The sequence below is a fragment of the Methylovulum miyakonense HT12 genome, from assembly GCF_000384075.1.
GTDB lineage: Bacteria > Pseudomonadota > Gammaproteobacteria > Methylococcales > Methylomonadaceae > Methylovulum > Methylovulum miyakonense.
The window spans coordinates 4,286,187-4,305,765 of sequence record NZ_KB913025.1; the positions used below are offsets into that span (position 1 = coordinate 4,286,187).

Genomic DNA, 19,579 nt, shown 5'->3' on the forward strand with positions numbered 1-19,579 from the left:
CATGTCCGGGCTACGCTCGGCGCACAGGGCGACCAATTGGTCGGGGCGGACGCCGTGGGCGATGAGGCCGTGGGCGAGGCGGTTGGCTAGTCGGTTGAGTCCGCCGTAGCTTAAGGTTTGCCCTTGGTAGCTCAGGGCGATGGCGTTGGGGGCGCTTGCCGCGTGGGCTTCGAAGCGTTGGTGCAGGCACGGTTGCGCCGGGTAAGCCGTCAGGTGGGCGTTGCCGTTTTGCAATAGCTGCTGGCGTTCGCTATCAGGCAAAATACTAAGTTGGCACACCCTAAAATCTGGAGTTTGCTGTAACGCCTCGGTCAATTTATCAAGCGCGGTTTCAAAATAAGCGGCGATCCTCACTGCATCTATGTCCTGGACACATTGTGCGGTGATACGGATGCCCTCCCCTAAATCGTCAACACACAGCGTGACCGGATAATTGGTACGTTCTTCCGTAGCCAATAACTCAATATCTTGCCAAGCAAATAACTCCGTTGAATTTTCCGCAATCAAATTGCTGTGCCGGTAATTCAGCAACGTAGTGAATAATGGTAAACCCGCCGCGACACCACTACAGCGTTGCGCCAATGCCAAAGCAGCGTGTTCGTGATCCAACAAACGCCCAAGCCGGGAGTAGCAATCAGCGACAATTTGCCTGACGCTATAGCCATCTAAACTGAGCCGTATCGGCAAGGTATTGATGAACACGCCCAGGGCTTGGCTTGCGCCTGTTTGGGTTTGCAAGCGTCCTGACAACACCGTGCCAAACACCACATCATCACGCCCCGTACATTGCGCCAGCACTTGCGCCCAAGCGACATGGCACAACACAGCGACGGTCACACCTTGCTGACGCGCTGTGCTGTACAGGCGTTGCGCCAAACTCTCATCTAAAACTAAATGGGCTTCATTGATTTGGCTGCCATTGCCTTGAATATCCAAAACCCCGAACGGGGCGGTGGGGGCATCTATATCACCCAATTGGCTGCGGAAATACGCTTCATGCTCGGTTTCAGGAACGCTGATGACTTGGGCAATAAAATGACGGTACGGCAAAGGCGGCAATAATTGATCGCCCTGCCCTAGAAAAATTTGGTTAATTTCTGAAAGGATAAGTTGGAGCGTGTAATTATCGTCAATCAAATGATGGTTGACCAAAGCCAGTAACCACTTGTCGGCAATCGGATCAAATAGAATGTAGGCGACAAACAGCGGCGCTTTCTGTAAACCCATGCGTAAATGGATAAGCTGGGTTTGTTCCTGAAGGGTTTGCAAAGCGTCAACACCTGCTTCCACTGAAAGATGGATTATCGGCAACCGGGCTTGCCGTTGCACCACTTGCACCGCATGGGGTAAGCCTTGCCAATGGATGGCGGTGCGGAGAATATCGTGGCGGTCGATGACAATCTGCAGCGCGGCTAAAAAACTATCCAATCGTTCCCGCGAAGCAAAACACAGCAGCGAACGTTTTAAATAAGCATCGCTATCCGTCGCCAGCAAATGATGGAACAAAATGCCATCTTGTAACGGCGCCAGCGGATAAATGTCTTGGATATTGGCAATTCCTCCTGGCACTTCGGCGATTAACGCGTTTATTGCTTCTTGTGTCAAACTGACCAAGGGCAACATGTCCGGCGTGATCACTGTGCTGCCTTCCGGGATAGCCCCGAATGCCACCCTGTTTGTAGTTGGCACGTCAGCCACTAAAGTCGCTGCCATCTCAGCAAGCACGGGCATCGTGAACACGTTCATCACTTCCGCTGAAAAACCTTGTTGCTGTAGCTGCTCAACCAAGCTAATCGCCATCAGCGAATGTCCGCCCAACTCAAAAAAGTGATCGTCACGCCCGACTTTTTCCACACCTAACAACTCTTGCCACAACTTAGCCAGTACCGTTTCTGCCAAAGTTTGCGGGGCGGCATAATCTTGCGTTGACACTGCCATCCTATCGGGTTCAGGCAAGGCACGGCGGTCTAGCTTGCCGTTTGGGGTTAACGGAAATTCCGCCAGCCTAACAAACGCGCCAGGGATCATGTAGTCGGGCAGCACCAAGGATAAATGCTCACGCAAATCACTGATGTTAAGCTCAACATCGGCTAACAAATACGCCACTAGCCGTTTGTCGCCTGGATTATCTTCCCTTGCCAGCACAACGGCGGCACGCACACTAGGAAAGCAAGTAAGCCGCGCTTCAATCTCACCCAACTCAATCCTAAAACCCCGGATTTTGACTTGATAATCCATGCGGCCTAGAAATTCGATATTGCCATCGTCACGGAACTTCGCTAGGTCGCCTGTTTTGTATAAACGGCTACCCGCCACGCCGAAAGGGTTAGGGATAAATTTTTCCGCCGTCAAACCGGGGCGGTTGATATAGCCTTGCGCGATACCTGCACCAGCAATATACAACTCACCACTGACACCCATTGGTACAGGTTCACTATGCTTATCAAGAATATACATCTGCACCCGGTCAATGGCGCGGCCTATAGTCAAGGTGCCTGTGGCTTCCGATGTTTCGCTGTGATAAACACTGCTCCACACCGTCGCTTCGGTCGGGCCGTATTCGTTGAACAACTTAACCTGCGGCAGTTTGCGCTGATGTTCGTTAGCCAGTTCGCCAGAACACGCTTCCCCGGCAACTATGACGGCCTTAAGCGTAGCCAATAACGGCAGATTAGCCTCGCTGATGAGGGCGGCATAAAATGATGGCAAGGCCAAAACATGGCTGACCTGATGCTTTTGGATCAATTTGGCTAAAGCATTTGGATTGGTGGTATCGGCGGTTTGGGGTAAACACAAACAGCCGCCTTGGCTTAAAGTCCAAAAAATACCCGCCACCGAACTGTCAAAAGCAAATGAAGACAACAATAGGAAACAATCAGGCGATTCTTGATAATATTCAAACCGCGCCAGCGTCGAATGCAGCAAGTTACGATGGCTAACTGCCACGCCTTTGGGCTGGCCTGATGAACCGGAGGTATAAATCAGGTAGGCGGTATTGTCCAAGCTGGCAGGACACACCAAAGGTTCACGGGCGGTTGCGTTTTGTTTGATACTGACGATAGGACACAGAAGTTTTTGGAATCTATCGACGAACGCGGTTTGCACCAGAAGCAGCGCCACCGCCGCATCTTTGGCCATAAAATCCAGCCGTTCCTGCGGGTAGCTGGGATCTAGCGGCAAATAAGCCGCCCCGGCTTTCAACACGGCCAATAAGGCCACCACCAAATCGACCGAGCGTTCCGCACAAACACCAACCCGGCTTTCCGGTTTGATGCCTAAGTCGTGGAGTGTGTGAGCCAAATCATTGGCACGCTGATTAAGCTCACGATAACTGAGTTTTTCTTCGACAAACACCAAAGCCATGTGATCGGGCGTAACTTGCGCTTGCTTGGCAAACCGTTGCGTCAGCGGTTGTGACAAAACATCGTCGGATGCTGATTTTGAAGTATTCCAATCAACGACCATTTGTTGCCATTCTGCTGGCGTGAGTATCGGCAATTGCTTCAAGGCCAATTCAGGATTAGCCACCATCGCCGTTAATAAGGTTTGTAAATGCCCTGCCAGCCTTCCCAAAGTCGCTGATGCAAACAAATCCGTGCTGTATTCAATAGTGCCTTGTAAAACACCTTCCTGTTCTTCAAACAGAAACGTCAAATCAAATTGCGCGGCTTTGCCATCTAAACGGACAGGCGTAACCTCAAGTCCAGGCAGACGAAAATCAACACGCGGGGCGTTCTGCACAGTGAGCATGACTTGGAATAACGGTGCATAACTGGGATTGCGCACCGGATTAACGGCTTCCAATAATTGCCCAAAAGCAATATCCTGATGGGCTTGATCGTCTAAGGCTTGGCTACGGGTTTTTGCCAATAAATCCGCAAAGCCATTGTCATCATCCAACTGCCCGCGCAACACCAAGGTATTGACGAAAAAACCAATTAATTCGGTAACTTGGCTTTGGGTGCGTCCAGCGACGGTATAACCAATCGCAATATCATCGCTGCCTGTGTAACGGTGCAACAAAACTTGCAACGCCGCCGCCATGACCATAAACAAGGTGGCGTTGTATTGCTTCGCCAACTGGTTAATCGCCACACTAAGTCCGGGGGGCAATGCAAAATGGTATAAATCCCCCCGATAACTAAGCGAGGCGGGTCTTGGGTAGTCAGTCGGCAAGGCCAGTAACGGCGGCAGACCTTGCAATTTTTGTTGCCAGTAATCCTGATGGTTTTGCACCAAACTGCCTTGTTGACGTTGCCATGCGGCAAAATCGCCATAGTCAATGCCTAATTCCGGCAACGTTGACGGCAAACCACTGCCGAATTGGCGATATAATCCGGCGACTTCGCGCATCAAAATGCCAACCGACCAACGGTCAGCCACGATGTGGTGCAAGGCCAACACCAAGATATGCCGCTGGCTAACCAACTTCAGCAGCATGGCGCGTAACGGCGCGGCATTGTTGAGGTCAAACGGCATACGGATGAATTCGTCGGCGCAGTGTTGGAAACAACCGTCAGCTAGGGCTGCATCGACATTATCCAAATCCAACAGCCGCAAACTAAGCTGGCAACAACCGTCAACGCGCTGGATGACGGTTCCCTGTTCGGAACCAAAACGGCTGTGCAGGATTTCATGACGGCGCACCACCTCATCCAAGCTTTGTTGCAAGGCGGCGATATTGAGCCTGCCGTTAAATTCCAAAGCCCCCGCGACATTGTAAATCGGGTTGTCCGGTGCTAAGTGCGACATTAGCCATAAGGCTTCTTGCCCAAAAGAAAGCGGTGCCATGCCTGGGCTTTCGCGGCGGCTGATGGAATTTACAGGCGCATTGTTTGTGAGCTTTGCAATTAGCCGCGCACGTTTTTGTTGGGCGGCGTCTAGGGGAGTTGCTGTGGCATCTTGCATGGTCGTCGTCCTGTTTTTTTGCCAATTTATGGTTATTTTTCTTGGCGTTCCCACACCTGTGCGTGCGGTCGGCCATTTAGCGTGTTGGGTTTGAATACTGCCTTATGCGAGGTAGGTGATGCGTCACCTAAACACTTACCTCTCCAAGAAAATCTCATCCCTGCCATACAGCCGTCTGGCCTCAATGAAACCTTGGTTTTGGCAAGCCGTCAGCAATTGGTTGATTTCTTGGATATACACATCATCATCTTCAGGTTCCAAGGCCATGAAATATTGCAGCCACGGTTCGCGGCCTATGGCGTAAACGTAAACTTGATGGTTACCAACCGCCTGCAACAAGTCCATCGCCACGGCGGCGTTACTGCCGTTGGAGCGGCGGGATTGGCAATGTTTGTAATCAGGCAGTTTCGGCAGGATCGGCCCGTAAACCCACGATAACGGCGCGCCGACGCATTCCATGCCCAAAAACACCACATCAACCGCGCCGCGTTCGGCGCACAGGTTTTCGTACATGCGTTTGTCCAAGCAATTGGAATCGGCGGCGAACAGGATTTGCTTAGTGCCTGCTTTGACCAGATAAGCGGATTTGGCGAACGGTAAATCGTTATGCTCGCCTAAGAAGGGCACGGCGACGATTTCGCCATTCAACACGGCAATCGTATCTAAGGGCTCAACTTCCACTACATTCGAAAAGCCCAAAGCCTGAGCCATTAATTTCAGGGAAATATCGCCATAAAAAATGCCGGATGCTTTCGGTACGACCAAGCAGCCAATTTTGTGACGGATCCTGAGCAGGGTTTCAAACACAAAATGGTCGTGATGGCCATGCGTGATCAGCACATAGTCAATTTTGGGCGGCAAATCTTGGAAGGTGTACCTCTCGATGCCGCCTTGGCCGGGTTGTACGGTAAGGAAGGGGTCTATCAGAATGGCGGTGCCGTTAAATTCGACCAACATGCTGGCATGCCCAAAATAGCGTATGCGCGTCCCCTGCCCTTGCCAGTTTGCTGTGGTTTTGGGCGGTTGGTTGGTCAACAAGGGCAAGAGCTTTCCATCATCGGCGGCGGCCAAACCCAACAGTTCGCGGATAAACGCCAAGGGCTGTGGCTGGCTGTCCAACTTAAACAATCCGTCCAACTCGGCTTGCGCGAACGGGAGTGTCCAATCAATGCTATTTGAATCAGGCAAACGCGGCGTGCTCATGTAATAAGCCCGCATCCGGTCATGGGTTTGGGTAAACAAATGCAAAGATTGCAACTGTTTTTTGTAATGGCGGCTGTGGTAAAACAGGCTCTCAATGCAACGGACAATGGGGCGGCTGTGGTAGTCATACAGCAATTCGACATAGCCGCGCAGGCTTTCGGGCAAGTGTGGGTAATAGCTGTTCAGGCTTTGCCCGACGGCTTCCTTATCCAACAGATTTTGGAAATCAACCAGTTCTTGGGCTAAGGCCAGATCATCACTATGCACCCTCTCCAAACGCTCCAGCAACGCTACAATATCAGGGACACGTTCGACAGGCAGGTTGACGAACGCCCCGCCCAATAATTTGGGGTTTTGGCTGGACTTGACATGCAAGGCCGGGTTTTGCAAATACGAGGCCAAGGTTTTTTTCTGATAATTCAACAGGTGCAGGCTGTAGGGCACGGGCGAGAACGTGTGCGGCCACGCCACCCAGTTATCGACCAAGGCTTCCGCCACAGTGGCGTCTGCCAAACGATATGAAGTTTGCTTGTTCATGAAGGCTACGATGGGTTGGTTTAGGAGGGGAAAGGGCGGCTAATCGGTTTGGTGTTCGCCAACTTTGTCGACAAACTCGGCGATGGTCGGGGCTTCAAACAGCGTTTTCACCGGCACGTCAACCGCAAAAGTTTCGCGGATTTTGCTGACGACTTGCACGGCGGATAAGGAATGCCCTCCCAACTCGAAAAAATCGTCATGTATGCCCAACCGTTCAACACCCAAGATTTGTTGCCAGATCTCGGCAACCGCCTGCTCCGCCTCATCCCGTGGAGGCGTGTATTCACGGCGTTGCCAACCTTGGCTGGCCATAGCCAGCAAGGCCTTGCGGTCGAGCTTACCGTTGGCGGTCAACGGCAGGTCGTCGAGAAAAACAAAAGCGGCCGGAACCATATAATCGGGCAACGTTTGTTTAAGGAAGGCTTTAAGCGCGTGGACGTCTGGCGGCGATTCGGCCCGGGCAACAAGATAGGCAATCAGGTATTTATTGCCTGGCTCTTGCTTAAGCAACACCACGGTTTTTTTAATGGCTTCATGTTGCAATAACCGGGCTTCGATTTCGCCTAACTCAATCCTGAAACCGCGTATTTTGACTTGGGTGTCGATGCGCCCTAGATATTCAATCTGGCCGTCAGGACGGTAACGCGCCACATCACCCGTCCGGTACAAGCGTTGGCCTGGCTTTACCGGATAAGGATGGGGGATGAACCTTTCCGCTGTCAGTCCAGGGCGGTTCAGATAGCCTCTCGCCAACCCTGCGCCGCCCACATACAGTTCTCCGGCAACCCCGATAGGCACGGGAGCCAGCCGCGGATCAAATATAAATGTTTGCAAATCGCCTAAAGGGCGGCCGATGATGCTCGCCGCGTCGGTGTTCGGGCTTGCCGGAAGGCCATGGTGGGTGACATGCACGGTCGTTTCGGTGATGCCATACATATTGACGAGCCGTGGGCCCGTTCCGGCATGGCGCGCAAACCATCCCCGTAAGCGCCAAGGCTCCAATGCTTCCCCGCCAAAAATCACCCAGCGTAGGGATAAAGCCTGGCCCTTGCCTAGTTCCCCATCGAAAGCGTCAAGCTGATAAAAACTGGAAGGGGTTTGGCTCAATACCGTCACACCCTCTACGGATAAAAGCCGATGGAAGGCTTCCGGGGACCGGCAAGCCCAATACGGCACAACAACCAGCTTGCCGCCATAAAGCAAAGCCCCCCATATTTCCCAGACCGAAAAATCAAATGCGAAAGAATGGAACAGGCTCCACACATCAGCGGAGGAAAAATCAAACAGCCGACCTGCTGCGGCAAACAGCCGCCGGACATTTTGATGGGTGATGGCCACGCCTTTAGGGTTCCCGCTGGAACCCGATGTGTAAATGACATAAGCAAGGTTCTCCGGGCTACCCACATTAACCGGATTGGCAAGGCTGTAGGTTTCAAGCGGCACCGCGTCAAGGCATAGCAACCGCAAGTTTGCCGGCAGTGACCCGGCCAGGGGCTGTTCCGTCAGCACGAGCAGGGGCTTGGCATCCGCCACAAGGTAAACCAGACGGTCTTGGGGATAATCGGGGTCTAGGGGAAGATAGGCGCCGCCTGCTTTTAAAGTCCCCAACAAACCAACAATCATCGTTAACGAGCGGGACACACAAATCCCCACCAAGGTATCGGCCACCACGCCTTGGCTGCGTAAAAAATGGGCCAACTGGTTGGCCTTGGCGTTTAGTTCGGCATAACTTAAAACCTGGCCTTCAAAAACCACCGCGATAGCGTCCGGCGTTGCCATCGCCTGCTTTTCAAACCGGTGGTGGATGCAAACATCAGCCGGGCAGTCAACAATCGCGCCACTCCAAGCCATCAATTGCCGTAACTCGGACACCGCCAGCAAGGGCAATGCGCTTAGCGGCTGGTAGGGATTATCTAAGATGCCCTGCAAGAGCCGCTGGAAATGCCCCGCCATGCGCATGACCGTCTCTTGCTCCAGCACACCATGGTTGTATTGGAATGAAGCGCCCAAACCGTCGCCCGTCACCGCCATCATCAAATTGAGGTCAAACTGGGCAACCGTTTCAGGCAAGCAAACCGTCCTGGCGGTGATGCCCGCCCAAGCCAGCTGACAATCGGGCAAACCTAAGGCCAACGCCGCCGCGCCAGCATCACCGTGGACATCACTTTGCAAAACAAAGCTGGCCCGGTAAAACGCCGACAGCCCTGGCTCACGCGCAGGCTGCAATTTTTCCACCAATAAGCCATGCGGATAATCTTGGTGCCGTAAAGCCGCCAACACGGTTTGCTTGGTTTCATGAAGAAACCCAATGAAAGGCTTGCCGCCTTCGGGGAAACTGCGTAAGGCCACCGGATTGACGAAATACCCGACGACTTGGGAAAAATCTTGTTTAGGCCGTCCGAACATCGGCGAGCCCACGATAATATCTTCTTGGCCGCTGTAGCGGTAAAGCAAGACCTTGAACACCGCCAGCAGCAACATATACAAAGTCACCCCTTGTTGTGCCGCCATGTCTTGCAACTGGCGCAGGGTGGCAAACCCTATCGCCAGGGTTTCTATGCCACCGTGGTAAGTGGCCGTGTTCGGACGCACCTTCCCGACGGGCAGGGACAGCTTGGGCAAATCCCCCGCCAATTGCCCTTGCCAGTAACCCAAAGCCTGGCCCGCAAGCGCACTGCTTAAGTAGTTTTGCTGCCAAGCAATAAAATCATCATAAGTGGCGGCCAAGGTTGGCAAACTAAACGCTTGCCCGATGCTGCACGCGCCATACACGGCCTGCAATTCTCCGAGCAAAATGACCAATGAGCGGAAATCGACGGCAATATGGTGGGCGCAAAACAACAGGATAGGGTCGTCGGCGGCGGTGCTAAATAAGGCCGCCCTTAACTTCAGATCGTGTTCCAAATCAAATGGCCGCTGGATTTCAGCGATAAGCAGCCGATCCCTGGCCTGTGCGTCCTTACAAGTATGCTGCACAAACACCGGGTTAATCTCCGGCAACAACACGGGCATGGGCAGGCCGTTTTCAAGCCGGTACCCGGTGCGTAATTGCGTGTGCCTACTAACTAAAACGCGCAATGCATGGCGGAAACTGTCAACCTCAATTTTGCCGCTGATCTGCAAGGCGACAGGCAAATTGTAAACGGGTGTGTTGGCTTCAAACTGGCATACCGTCCAGACCGCCCGTTGCCCTAAGGATAATGCCAGGTTAGCCGCGGTGTCGGGTTCCGCAGTAGCCACCAGGGCCAGGTGCTTTTGGTGTCCTAAATCCAACGCGCAAGCCGCCAATTCCATAATTGATGTGTCCGCCAATATCAAAGTGACGGGCACATCAATCGCCAGCAAATCATCAATGGCATATTTCAGTTCCATCGCCTTCAAGGAGTCTATGCCTAAGGCTAATACCGGGGCAGACCAGTCGACGGCTTCCACGGACAATCCGGACAAGGCCCGGATTTTGCCGCTTAAAAAATTGGCGAGCAGTTCTTTGCCACTCTCCAATGATGCCGCCAGTAAAGTGTGCCTAAGCAAAGCACCTTCCGGCCCGGACGGATGCGTGGCGGCTGGCGGGGCGGGTTCGTATCCGTCCTTAGCCACCACCTCCATCTGCTGGTCTAGAAAAGCTTTTTTACAATCGCTACGGCGGATTTTGCCGCTAGTCGTCTTTAAAATGGCTCCTGGCCTGACAAACACAATGGCAGCGGCCTGGATGCCACATTCTTCAACCAAACGCCCACGGATTGCCGCGAATTCCACGCGGAAATCTGTTTGTCTTAAATGGCCACGTTTTAATTCGGCAAGCAAGACCAGCTTTTCTTCATTCCCATCCGCCACTGAAAAAGCCGCCAAGCCATTGGGGTTTAAACAAGCCACCGAAGCGGCGGCGGCCATCTCCAAATCGTGGGGATAGTAATTACGGCCCCTGATAATAATCAGGTCTTTGCTTCGGCCAACGACAAACAGCTCGCCTTCGTCAATAAACCCCAAATCGCCCGTGCGCAACCAAATTTGATGGTTGCCATCCTCGACAAAACTTTCAGAGGTGGCCACGGTATTTTGCCAATAACCTTGGGCAACACCCGCGCCGCTGACTTGGATTTCTCCAACACATCCCGGCCCGCAAAGCGCTTGGGTTTGCGTATCGGTTATCCTGAGCCGGTGGTTTTCACCGACAAAACCGCAACCTACCAAAAACCGGCTGGCATCGCCCACAAAACCGGTACTGGCAATATGCCCTTCCAGCTGCTCTTTATGGAAAGCCTTAACCGTCGGTGGCGCCGCCTTATCACCGCCCGTAACCAACAAAGTCGCTTCCGCCAAACCATAACAAGGATAAAACGCCCGGCGTTGGAACCCGCACCCGGCAAACGCCTCGGTGAACCGTTCTAAAGTTGCCGCATAGACTGGCTCGGCCCCGTTAAAAGCCACTTGCCATGCACTTAGATCAAGCCGGCTTTTTTCTTCGGCGGAAATTTTTTGCACACAAAAATCAAAAGCAAAATTGGGGCCGCCGCTGGTATGGGCGCGGTAATCGGAAACCGCCTGCAACCAGCGCAAGGGCTTCTCCAAAAATGCCAGTGGCGGCATCAGCACCACGGGCGCACCGATGTACAAAGGCTGCATGACATTACCAATCAAGCCCATATCGTGATACAACGGCAACCAGCCTACCACGGTGGATTGCGGGCCATGGCCGAAACCTTGTTTGATCAGGCGTTGGTTCGCCATCAGGTTGGCATGCGTCACCATCACCCCTTTGGCATCACCGGTAGACCCTGAGGTATATTGCAGAAAAGCCACGTCCTGCGGTTTGGAACCAGGCAATTGCCAGCCGCCATCAGCATTATCCAAAACGTCGGTTGCCACTATTGGCACGGTCGGGACTGCCCCAAACAGGGCTTCTAATGTTTGTGAGGTCGATTGATTGGTTAAGATGGCCGCCGCTTGGCAATCAGCCAGAATGGTTTGCAAACGTGGCAAATGGCGGTTGTTGCGCGGCGGGTAAGCCGGAACGGCGACCACGCCCGCATAAAGGCAGCCGAAAAATGCGGCGATATAGTCCAAGCCTTGGGGATAAAGCAATACGGCGCGTCCGCCCTGCAAACCTAAATCCTGCAAATTGGCGGCGATCACGCGGGCTTGTTGGTCCAACTCGCCATAACTGAGATGAAAGGCTTGTTTTTCACCATCAGGCAAAAACGTATAGGCACGACGATGGCTTTGTTGCGCCGCCCTGGCCCTCAACACCTCCACCAATGAATAGGCCCCGTCCACATCCACATGCGCATCGGCGCCCCGAACGGGCTGCTTGGCATTGGGCATGTTCATAGCTCTGGCTGGGCGGCCGTAACAGGTTTTTTTGCGGAAAAGGCGGCCGCCCATTCCAAATCGCCCGGAACCTTAAACGCCAGTTGCTGTTTGCAAAATATTTCCCAAGCAACCGATGTCCCGGCGAACAGCACCTCTTTGCCCGCCAGCATAGAGCGGGTGACGCTCAGGTCAGCATGCAAAAACACAAGGTCTTCGTCAGCCAGGCCCGGCAGTTGTGAAGGCCAACCGGGAAATTGTTTTAAATCTGCGGCAACATAAGCTTTGCAATAATCCTGAATGCCGGGGCCAAGGCGGATGCCGGCCTCTTGTTCGGCACGGTATAAAACCGCCGCGTTTTCGGTTTGTGCGGCGGCCAAGGCGATTTGGTACGCCGTCCGCTTGTCCCTGCCGGCATGGGTTATATCCGCACCGGCCGCCAACAATAGGCGGATGGTGTCGGGGTTGCCTTTACCCGCCGCCCAATTTAATGCCGTCCAACCGTAACCGTCTTGTTGCCCGATAGCCTCCCCGCTATCTAGCAAAGCCGCCACATTTTCAACATCCCCCGCCTTTACCGCTTCAACCAGCTTTAAAACAGACATAGACAATTCCTAAACAAGCAATCAGGTTCCAATCAGCCCAACACGGACAAAGACCTTTATCCGATGGTTTTTATAAACCTTATGACGAATGAATCTTGGAACAACCTCATCGGCGGAATTGCTAATTTAAAAACGGCCTGCCCGGTGGCGGCTTTTTTTGTGGGGAAGTAAAAGTTGGCTATCCCATTAACTTGAAAGTTACTGAGGGGATCCGATTATTGGCGCGTCTTGTTAGGGCAAGCAAAAACACGCCTCCTTTTTTTGAAACCGTCAAAAATTCTTAACCCTTTATTATCTATATAAAAAACCAATGGATAACCTGCCCCTGTACCAATGTATTGTCTGTGCCAATGAATTGACCGCCACCCCTGTGGGGCAATGGGCTTGTCCCCACTGCGGAAGATATTATCCGTCCATAAAAGGCATCGGCGTGTTCATCCCCGGTGCGGCGGTTTCCATACAAGGTTATGTGCAGGAAATGGCGGAAGCCCAAGCGGGCTTGGCCCAAATGGCTGATAACTTGCGTGCCTTCCAAGCGCAATTTCCAGACAGCGAATTTTCTGAACGGATAGGCGCGGCCCTTAAGGGCATAGGAAAAAATACTGGCGTCCTGGAAAGGCCTTACCAGCCCATCATCGAATTTCTGCAAGACCATCCCGTACAAGCCGATTTACTGGCTTGGAGCATGATAAAAACCGGTACGACCTTCCATGACATGTTGCCGTATTTTTATCAGGACTGGTCGGGAACCACTGATTTTGAAAAAGTTGCCGCACAGCTTGGCAAAACGGTCCATGAGCATTGTGATGACCGGCAAGCAGTGGCGGTATTGGGCGCGGGGGCCTGTGGCTTGCTGCATAGCGTCGCCAAGCATTTTGTAGTGGCGTATGGCGTAGATTTATCACTGCCAACCTTGTTGGCGGCCAAAACATTGATGGCAGGCGAAGCGTTGGAGCTTCATTTGCCAGAAGCCAATTGGCGGCAGGTCACGCTCACGCCGCCCGTACAGGAAGCCGGCAACATCCATTTCCTGACGGCGAACGTCAATAACTTACCGTTTAAGGACGCGTCCTTATCCGTTGTCGTCACCCAATATATGCTGGACATTGTCAGCAATCCGCTGGGCTTGGCAAAAGAAATCCGCCGCATACTTAAGCCGGAAGGTAGATGGATCAATTTCTCCAAACCCTTCCGGGTCGCCACCGACCCGCCGGAATTGGGTATGCGCAACCTGGCTGAATTGCCGCCCTTATTCAATACCCTGGGTTTTGACGTCATCGAGCTGGAAAACCAACGGTTTATCTATCTTAATATGGAAAAGGCCTATCCTGAGGCCGATTCCATCAATCAATTAGTCCATTATTTTGTATTAAGAAAAAATAACCCGCATCCAGATGGCGCAAACCTCAAGGATGTCAGCCGATTTTTTGAACCCAATGACGCTGTTTGGCAGGAAATACCGCGGCTCGTCCAGAATCGGGCCTTAACATTCACAACCGGGAAATCGTTTGACGGGAAAGGCGGCGTTAATGAATGCTTACAGGTCAGCGTCATGGGGCACATTTTTTCAATCCCCGCCGACTTTTCCAGGTTACTGGAAACCGTGTTTGCAGCGGTTGACGGGCAAAGGGACTTGCGGGAAATTTTTCAAATCCAACGCCCCATTTTCGGCTTGGACGAGCAGCCGTTCCTGAAATTAATTTATATCCTGAACGTGTTGCATTACTTGCTTGAATTCCACCGCTGAACCTACAGCGATGGTTGGTGTGCCTACCGGTGCGGTTGATGTGTGGCTAGAAGACCTATCGGCGGATGATGCCCTGTACGCCTATTTCCGGGAGATACTGGATGCTGATGAAAAAACCAAAGCGATGCGGTTTGTACACGAAACCCATCGCCGCCAATACATTATCAGCCACGGCAAGCTAAGGGCCATCTTGGCTTCGTACCTGGGCATGGCGCCCGCCACCATAAGCTTTACCATAGCCGCCTATGGCAAGCCCCACCTAACGGGGAAAGCCGCCGCGCTTAAATTCAATTTATCGCATTCCGGTGACAAAATGGCGGTTGCCGTTGGCGGCTATGATTATCTTGGCGTGGATATAGAAGTGTGGAATAGCGGCATGGACCTGTCCGGTGCCGCCAAAACCTGCTTTGGCGATAGTGAGCAAGCAACGTGGCACACCGCAACCGGGCAAGAAAAGCTGGCGGTGTTTTATCAATTATGGACGCGGAAAGAAAGTTTCCTAAAAGCCGTGGGGATGGGGATGACACTTGAAGCCGCAAAAGTCATTACCGCCACCGAAGGGGAACCCCGTTTTCTGTCATTGCCCGAAGGCTACCCAACTCATGAATGGAAGCTCATTGATTTAAAGTTCGGCCACGGCCTAAGCGCCGCCTTGACGGTGAAAGCCCCGGACCGCCCCCCCATTAACCTGAAGCAATGGGCCAAGCCTTAGGCATGGCCAAATGGGAGGGCATTAGTGCATATCGGCTTGTTCCATATAATTGCGCAAACTCAAAGGGCGCATATCAGTCCACACTTCTTCAATGTAATCAAGGCATTCTTTTTTGCTTCCGCTGATATTCAGAGCTTTCCAGCCCACAGGGACCTCCTTATAAGTAGGCCAAATCGAATATTGTTCCTCATCATTAACGACCACTTCGTAAACGGTTTTATCTTCTTCATTATCGTAAGCCATATTAACTCCTAAGTTGTTTTGTACCCTGACTGCAATCAATGTTTATCCCTATTCCTAGACGGTGGATGCCTGATATGGCCTCACCCGCGATTTTTTTGGCAAAAACTCGGGAATCTTTTTCCGGCAATGCCTTAAGCCCTTCATCATGTGCTTCTCAACGCCACTTTCAGAAATTCCCGTGAATTTGGCTATTTCGGCATAGTTCATTTCATGGAACTTGTTTAATAGAAAAGTTTCCCGGCAACGGGGGGGCAATTCATCAATCACTTGCTTGATCATTTCCACATATTGGCCATCCGCAATAAGCTGCTCGACCGAAGGCGAAAGGCCGCCATAATCAGATGACAGCTGTTGGGTCTGCATATAATTGTTAATGACTTTGTTGTGTTTTAGGTGATCGAAGGCGAGATTTTTTGCAACTTGGTATAAAAACCCACGCGGATTTTCAATATGTTGCTGCTTTTTTTCCCGAAAAAAAATAATGAAGCTTTCTTGGGTAATATCCTCGGCAACTTCCCGGTTGGAAACAATCCGAGCCGAGAAATCTATCAGTTCATGCTGATGGTTTTGATAAAGTTTTTCTATATTCATGGCATCAATGTGGATTAGTGGATACGATCAACCCCATAAACAATCACTAACCTGAATGGCTAACTAAGTAACCAAGCGACTGATTAATAAGATTAAACAGTTAATAGCACAATCCACGCCAAATTTAATTGATTGCAAGAAAACTTTATAAGGCCCAATTACCCCCTATTTATTAGCCACTTAAAAACCATACTTTAATTAAAAACCCATTCTTGGACTAAACACGCTAGCCAACATTAAGTATGTCAAGATTTTTAGTACGCCATTTGCCATACTGACCATGTCAAATGACATACTTTTTTACTAGCGGCATTTCGGATAGGCGAAAAGGCGGTTATGGCGCTGCGGCCCGAAGCGTGGCGCTGGTGGTCTTGCACGGCATAGTGCGGGTGAATGGCACGGTTGCCAAAGCACACCATGATGATATGGGCTAAGTCCGCGGCCAAAGCCCATCTATCACGGCCGGCACCGATGCCGTGCTGATTGCCGCGTGGCGAACCCATAGCCTGGCCCATCGTCGGCCATGGCCCTTTCGTGTTAGCGCCAGCCAAAACTGGCCCACGCTAACCGCCCGTATCCGACATAAATCTGATAACTGCCTCTCAAAAATACATAAACAAAAACCAAGCGAGCACCTCAACTATTTTTATGCTGCTATTATTCAAAGACCCCCTTTGGAAGCCTTCCCCAAATAGGGGCACTATCCCTAACAGGACGATTCTATTAGACATTCGGGGCTGTTAAATCCCTAACGCAAGAGGAAAAAGTATGAGCTACATCACTGTGAACGATGTCGGGGAGCAAATCAGCACACCCAGCCTCCAACCCGGCGCCACCCTGGCCCAGGGGCAATGGATCATGAGCCCTAACAACGCCTGCCTACTGATCATGCAGACCGATGGGAACCTGGTCCTTTACCAAATCGCTGGCGCCCCGCCGATAGGCAGCACGAGTTTCGTTGGCCGCGCCCTGTGGGCGACCGGGACAAACAACGAGGGAACCCTGTTCGTTGTGGGCTTGGATGGCTCTTTGACCGTACAAGGGAACAACTTCATTGACACCCTCTTTAGCGGTGACAATATCACCCCGGGATACTTGGCGATCCAAACCGACGGCAACCTCGTGCTCTACGACGCGTCGGACAGTCCGGTTTGGGCGACCGGCACCGTGTTGGTGTGGCCGTCCCCACGCTGGGTGAACATCCAATTCACGGACGCCAATAACGATACCTACCTGCTCACAGCCAGCGGCAGCGCCTCTGGCTCCAGTGTCACCCTGGCCGATTCGGCAAACTCGCCGGGGCAAACTTGGCAGATTTCCCCCGATGGGCGCATCCTTAGCGGCCTGCTTCAAAACCTTGTGCTCACCCAAGGGACGGCCAGCAACGGCGAAGCCCCGGTGACGGTGAGTAGCCAAATTCTAACGGTGGCCTCGGTCTGCTGGAACTGGGGCAACGGCCTGGGCCCGACCACACTCCAGAACCGCGAGGGAGGGCTGTTCCTGGCTCCGCAAGGTGATGTCAATTCCGGAACCACCGTCATCACCACCACACAGGACTATACCGGCGGGCAGTGGTATCTTGTGCCAGCCAGCCCGCTGGACACGGTCATGGGCTGGCCCGCGTCGGATCCGGCGTTCCCCACGTTCACCCCGGCGCAACAGGACATCTACACTTACGTCAATAGCCAACTGTTACCACCTTGGGTGATGATCCAAAGCACCTTGGCGGACACCAACGGCCATTTCTACGTGCTCACGGCTGGCGGCAGTGTTTCTGGCTCCGGTGTTGTCATGGCCACCGTGGAGAATACGCCGGACCAGATTTGGCAGCTTTCCCCTGATGGGCGCATCCTTAGCGAATTGCTCCAGAATCTCGTGCTCACCCAAGGGCTTGCCAATGGCGGCCAAGCCCCGGTGACGGTGGGTAGCCAAACGACAGTGGATGGGGCTATCTATTGGAGCTGGAACCTGGACGATTACAGCACCCCGACCACAATCCAAGACCGCGATAGCGGGCTGTTCCTGAGCCCCTTAGGCCCCGTCGCCTCCGGCGTGCCAGTGATCGCGGCCGCACCGTCCGATGCGGATGCGCAGTGGCTGCTCATCCCCGTCTCCGCCCCGGATCTGCGCAACCAATATGCAAACCTTGACGCCCCCTTGTCTAGCTACCAGGACACGTTGAACAACCTCACCCAACCGGGCCAGTTCCAAGAGCAGGATTGGCTAGCGGTGGTGCAGCAGCTCAATGACGAGCTCACCGCCGCCATCGCGGTGCAGGCGCTGTTCGCCAATTACACCCAGTTCCACACCGACTTGTTCATGGACAAGGGCGACCTCCTGAACCAGCTCGGACAGGAAGCGGGCTTCGAGCAAGGGGAATCAACCAGCGTGGGCGGCCTGCTCCTCTCGATCTTTTCAGGCATCCTCTATACCGTGCTCGAGGCGATCCCAGTGGTCGGGGAAGGCGTCAACCTGTTCGCGACGCTCGGCAATGTCATCCAATCCGCCATTAACGTTGCGGTCAGTTCGCAAAGTGCCAACAGCAGCATCTCGCCTAGCCCCTTCCAAGTCGCCTACGCGGAACTGTGGGGCGAGCTCAGCACCAATTTCGAGTCCCTGCTGACGGCGACAGGCACGATGGAACAGGCTATCCTTACCGACTGGGCCAAACTCCAGACCGCCTACCAATTAACGCTATCCACCGGCCCCGACTCGCTGGCATGGTCGGGCACGCTGACCTCCGAACTGGTTACCCAAGCCAAACCCGGCTACATCATCTCCGTGATGCAAATGTTGCTCCCTGCCAAGTACCAAATCTACCTGTACGTCGACGATAACGGCGATCCGGTTGACGATGTGCCCCCGTACGCCCAACTCGTCCAGGAGGATCCGGGCAATGCGGGACAGTATTACAAATATTGGATCGCCGACAACCAGAGTTGGTCGACCTATCCTGACGAATCGGCCATGGACGAGGTCTGGAACAATAGCGTTTCACCCTCGGATTTCTTCACCAGCGCGAACAGTTGGGGTTTTGCCAATGCGTTTGTTTATGATTTCCTCGGCCTCGACAATAACGGCCTAACCGTGACACTGACCAACCTCACGGCCTACCCGATGACCGTCAACGCGAGCTGCGCCTCCGGCGGCACCCTGGTCACGGGCGCTTCCCAACGGCTAGCCCCTTACGAAAGCATCATTATCGGGGCCGAATACAACGGGGGCTTGCAAATTGACGTTACGGTCGCGGATCTGCGTGACGGCGCCACTGTCGCCTCGTTCTCGGCCCATCAGAGCGTCTCGATTGAAAAAGGCGCCTGGCCGTGGATCGACCCCCTATCCAGCTCCGGCGGCTACCAGTTGGGCACGCCGATCTGTAATGAGGGCGCGTACTTGGATAGTTACTCGGGCGCGATCCAACTCAGCCTCTCGTTCAGTTGACCACTGGCCGACCCGTCACGCAACCTTGTATCCAGCCAATCTTGAATTGCCGACATTGTTTTCGCAGGGGCGGGCCGGCCGCCTGATGGCTTTGGCTTTCTGCATGGCCTATCAAAAGGGCGGAGCCATCCGCCCCTACTGGCGTTTAGATTTAACTGACAAAAAAACATTGGCCGGGCACTAGTATTCGATGTCCAAGTTTTTGGCTTTTCCACATTTTGATTTTTGGAAAAGTTATCCAGGAGCCCTGTGTTGTAAGCCCAATTTCCCCAAATTTCTTCCAAC

General features: G+C 53.0%; 10 protein-coding genes. 4 read left to right on the forward strand and 6 right to left on the reverse strand.

The genetic code is table 11. From position 1 onward, the window contains the following. The 4 genes from METMI_RS25845 to METMI_RS0121040 all read right to left on the reverse strand — a co-directional run. A partial coding sequence (locus METMI_RS25845; protein ID WP_019868270.1) for a non-ribosomal peptide synthetase occupies window positions 1–4,908 on the reverse strand: 4,908 nt, incomplete at its 3' end. A gap of 135 nt (window positions 4,909–5,043) precedes the next feature. Continuing rightward, a complete protein-coding gene (locus METMI_RS0121030) occupies window positions 5,044–6,648 on the reverse strand; it encodes an MBL fold metallo-hydrolase (RefSeq protein ID WP_019868272.1) in 1,605 nt (534 codons plus the stop codon). Window positions 6,649–6,687: 39 nt separating this feature from the next. After that, a complete protein-coding gene (locus METMI_RS0121035) occupies window positions 6,688–11,976 on the reverse strand; it encodes a non-ribosomal peptide synthetase (protein ID WP_019868273.1) in 5,289 nt (1,762 codons plus the stop codon). Further along, window positions 11,973–12,560 carry an ankyrin repeat domain-containing protein gene (locus METMI_RS0121040; RefSeq protein ID WP_019868274.1) on the reverse strand — a complete coding sequence of 196 codons (588 nt, stop codon included), beginning with the start codon at window positions 12,558–12,560 and terminating at the stop codon, window positions 11,973–11,975. The genes METMI_RS0121035 and METMI_RS0121040 overlap by 4 nt, the downstream gene beginning before the upstream one ends. Before the next feature lie 310 nt (window positions 12,561–12,870). Between METMI_RS0121040 and METMI_RS0121045 the strand changes: the two genes are divergently transcribed. Together METMI_RS0121045 and METMI_RS24925 are read left to right on the forward strand one after the other, a co-directional pair. Continuing rightward, window positions 12,871–14,307 (forward strand): class I SAM-dependent methyltransferase, encoded by a 1,437-nt coding sequence (locus tag METMI_RS0121045; RefSeq protein WP_029151858.1) that lies wholly within the window; start codon window positions 12,871–12,873, stop codon window positions 14,305–14,307. Beyond that, window positions 14,291–15,019: a 4'-phosphopantetheinyl transferase family protein gene (locus tag METMI_RS24925; RefSeq protein ID WP_156829933.1), complete on the forward strand. Its 729-nt coding sequence runs from the start codon at window positions 14,291–14,293 to the stop codon at window positions 15,017–15,019. Before METMI_RS0121045 ends, METMI_RS24925 begins: the two co-directional genes overlap by 17 nt. Window positions 15,020–15,040: 21 nt before the next feature. Here the strand turns inward: METMI_RS24925 and METMI_RS0121055 are convergent, their stop codons facing one another. Together METMI_RS0121055 and METMI_RS24930 are read right to left on the reverse strand one after the other, a co-directional pair. Further along, complete coding sequence (locus tag METMI_RS0121055; RefSeq protein ID WP_019868277.1) at window positions 15,041–15,262, reverse strand: MbtH family protein; 222 nt, start codon at window positions 15,260–15,262, stop codon at window positions 15,041–15,043. A 54-nt stretch (window positions 15,263–15,316) separates the two neighbouring features. Then, a complete protein-coding gene (locus tag METMI_RS24930) occupies window positions 15,317–15,853 on the reverse strand; it encodes an RNA polymerase sigma factor (RefSeq protein WP_019868278.1) in 537 nt (178 codons plus the stop codon). A gap of 287 nt (window positions 15,854–16,140) precedes the next feature. Here METMI_RS24930 and METMI_RS27260 point away from each other — a divergent pair, with 287 nt between their 5' ends. Next, window positions 16,141–16,287, forward strand: a complete 147-nt coding sequence (locus tag METMI_RS27260) for a hypothetical protein (RefSeq protein WP_156829934.1) — start codon at window positions 16,141–16,143, stop codon at window positions 16,285–16,287. A 334-nt stretch (window positions 16,288–16,621) separates the two neighbouring features. Further along, window positions 16,622–19,294, forward strand: a complete 2,673-nt coding sequence (locus METMI_RS24935; RefSeq protein ID WP_019868280.1) for a hypothetical protein — start codon at window positions 16,622–16,624, stop codon at window positions 19,292–19,294. Window positions 19,295–19,579: the final 285 nt, after the last annotated feature.

Coding starts and splice junctions, on each gene's coding strand:
- METMI_RS0121030 (WP_019868272.1), bottom strand. CDS start 6,648: ATGAACAAGCAAACTTCATATCGTTTGGCAGACGCCACTGTGGCGGAA.
- METMI_RS0121035 (WP_019868273.1), bottom strand. CDS start 11,976: ATGAACATGCCCAATGCCAAGCAGCCCGTTCGGGGCGCCGATGCGCAT.
- METMI_RS0121040 (WP_019868274.1), bottom strand. CDS start 12,560: ATGTCTGTTTTAAAGCTGGTTGAAGCGGTAAAGGCGGGGGATGTTGAA.
- METMI_RS0121045 (WP_029151858.1), top strand. CDS start 12,871: ATGGATAACCTGCCCCTGTACCAATGTATTGTCTGTGCCAATGAATTG.
- METMI_RS0121055 (WP_019868277.1), bottom strand. CDS start 15,262: ATGGCTTACGATAATGAAGAAGATAAAACCGTTTACGAAGTGGTCGTT.
- METMI_RS24930 (WP_019868278.1), bottom strand. CDS start 15,853: ATGAATATAGAAAAACTTTATCAAAACCATCAGCATGAACTGATAGAT.
- METMI_RS27260 (WP_156829934.1), top strand. CDS start 16,141: ATGACATACTTTTTTACTAGCGGCATTTCGGATAGGCGAAAAGGCGGT.
- METMI_RS24935 (WP_019868280.1), top strand. CDS start 16,622: ATGAGCTACATCACTGTGAACGATGTCGGGGAGCAAATCAGCACACCC.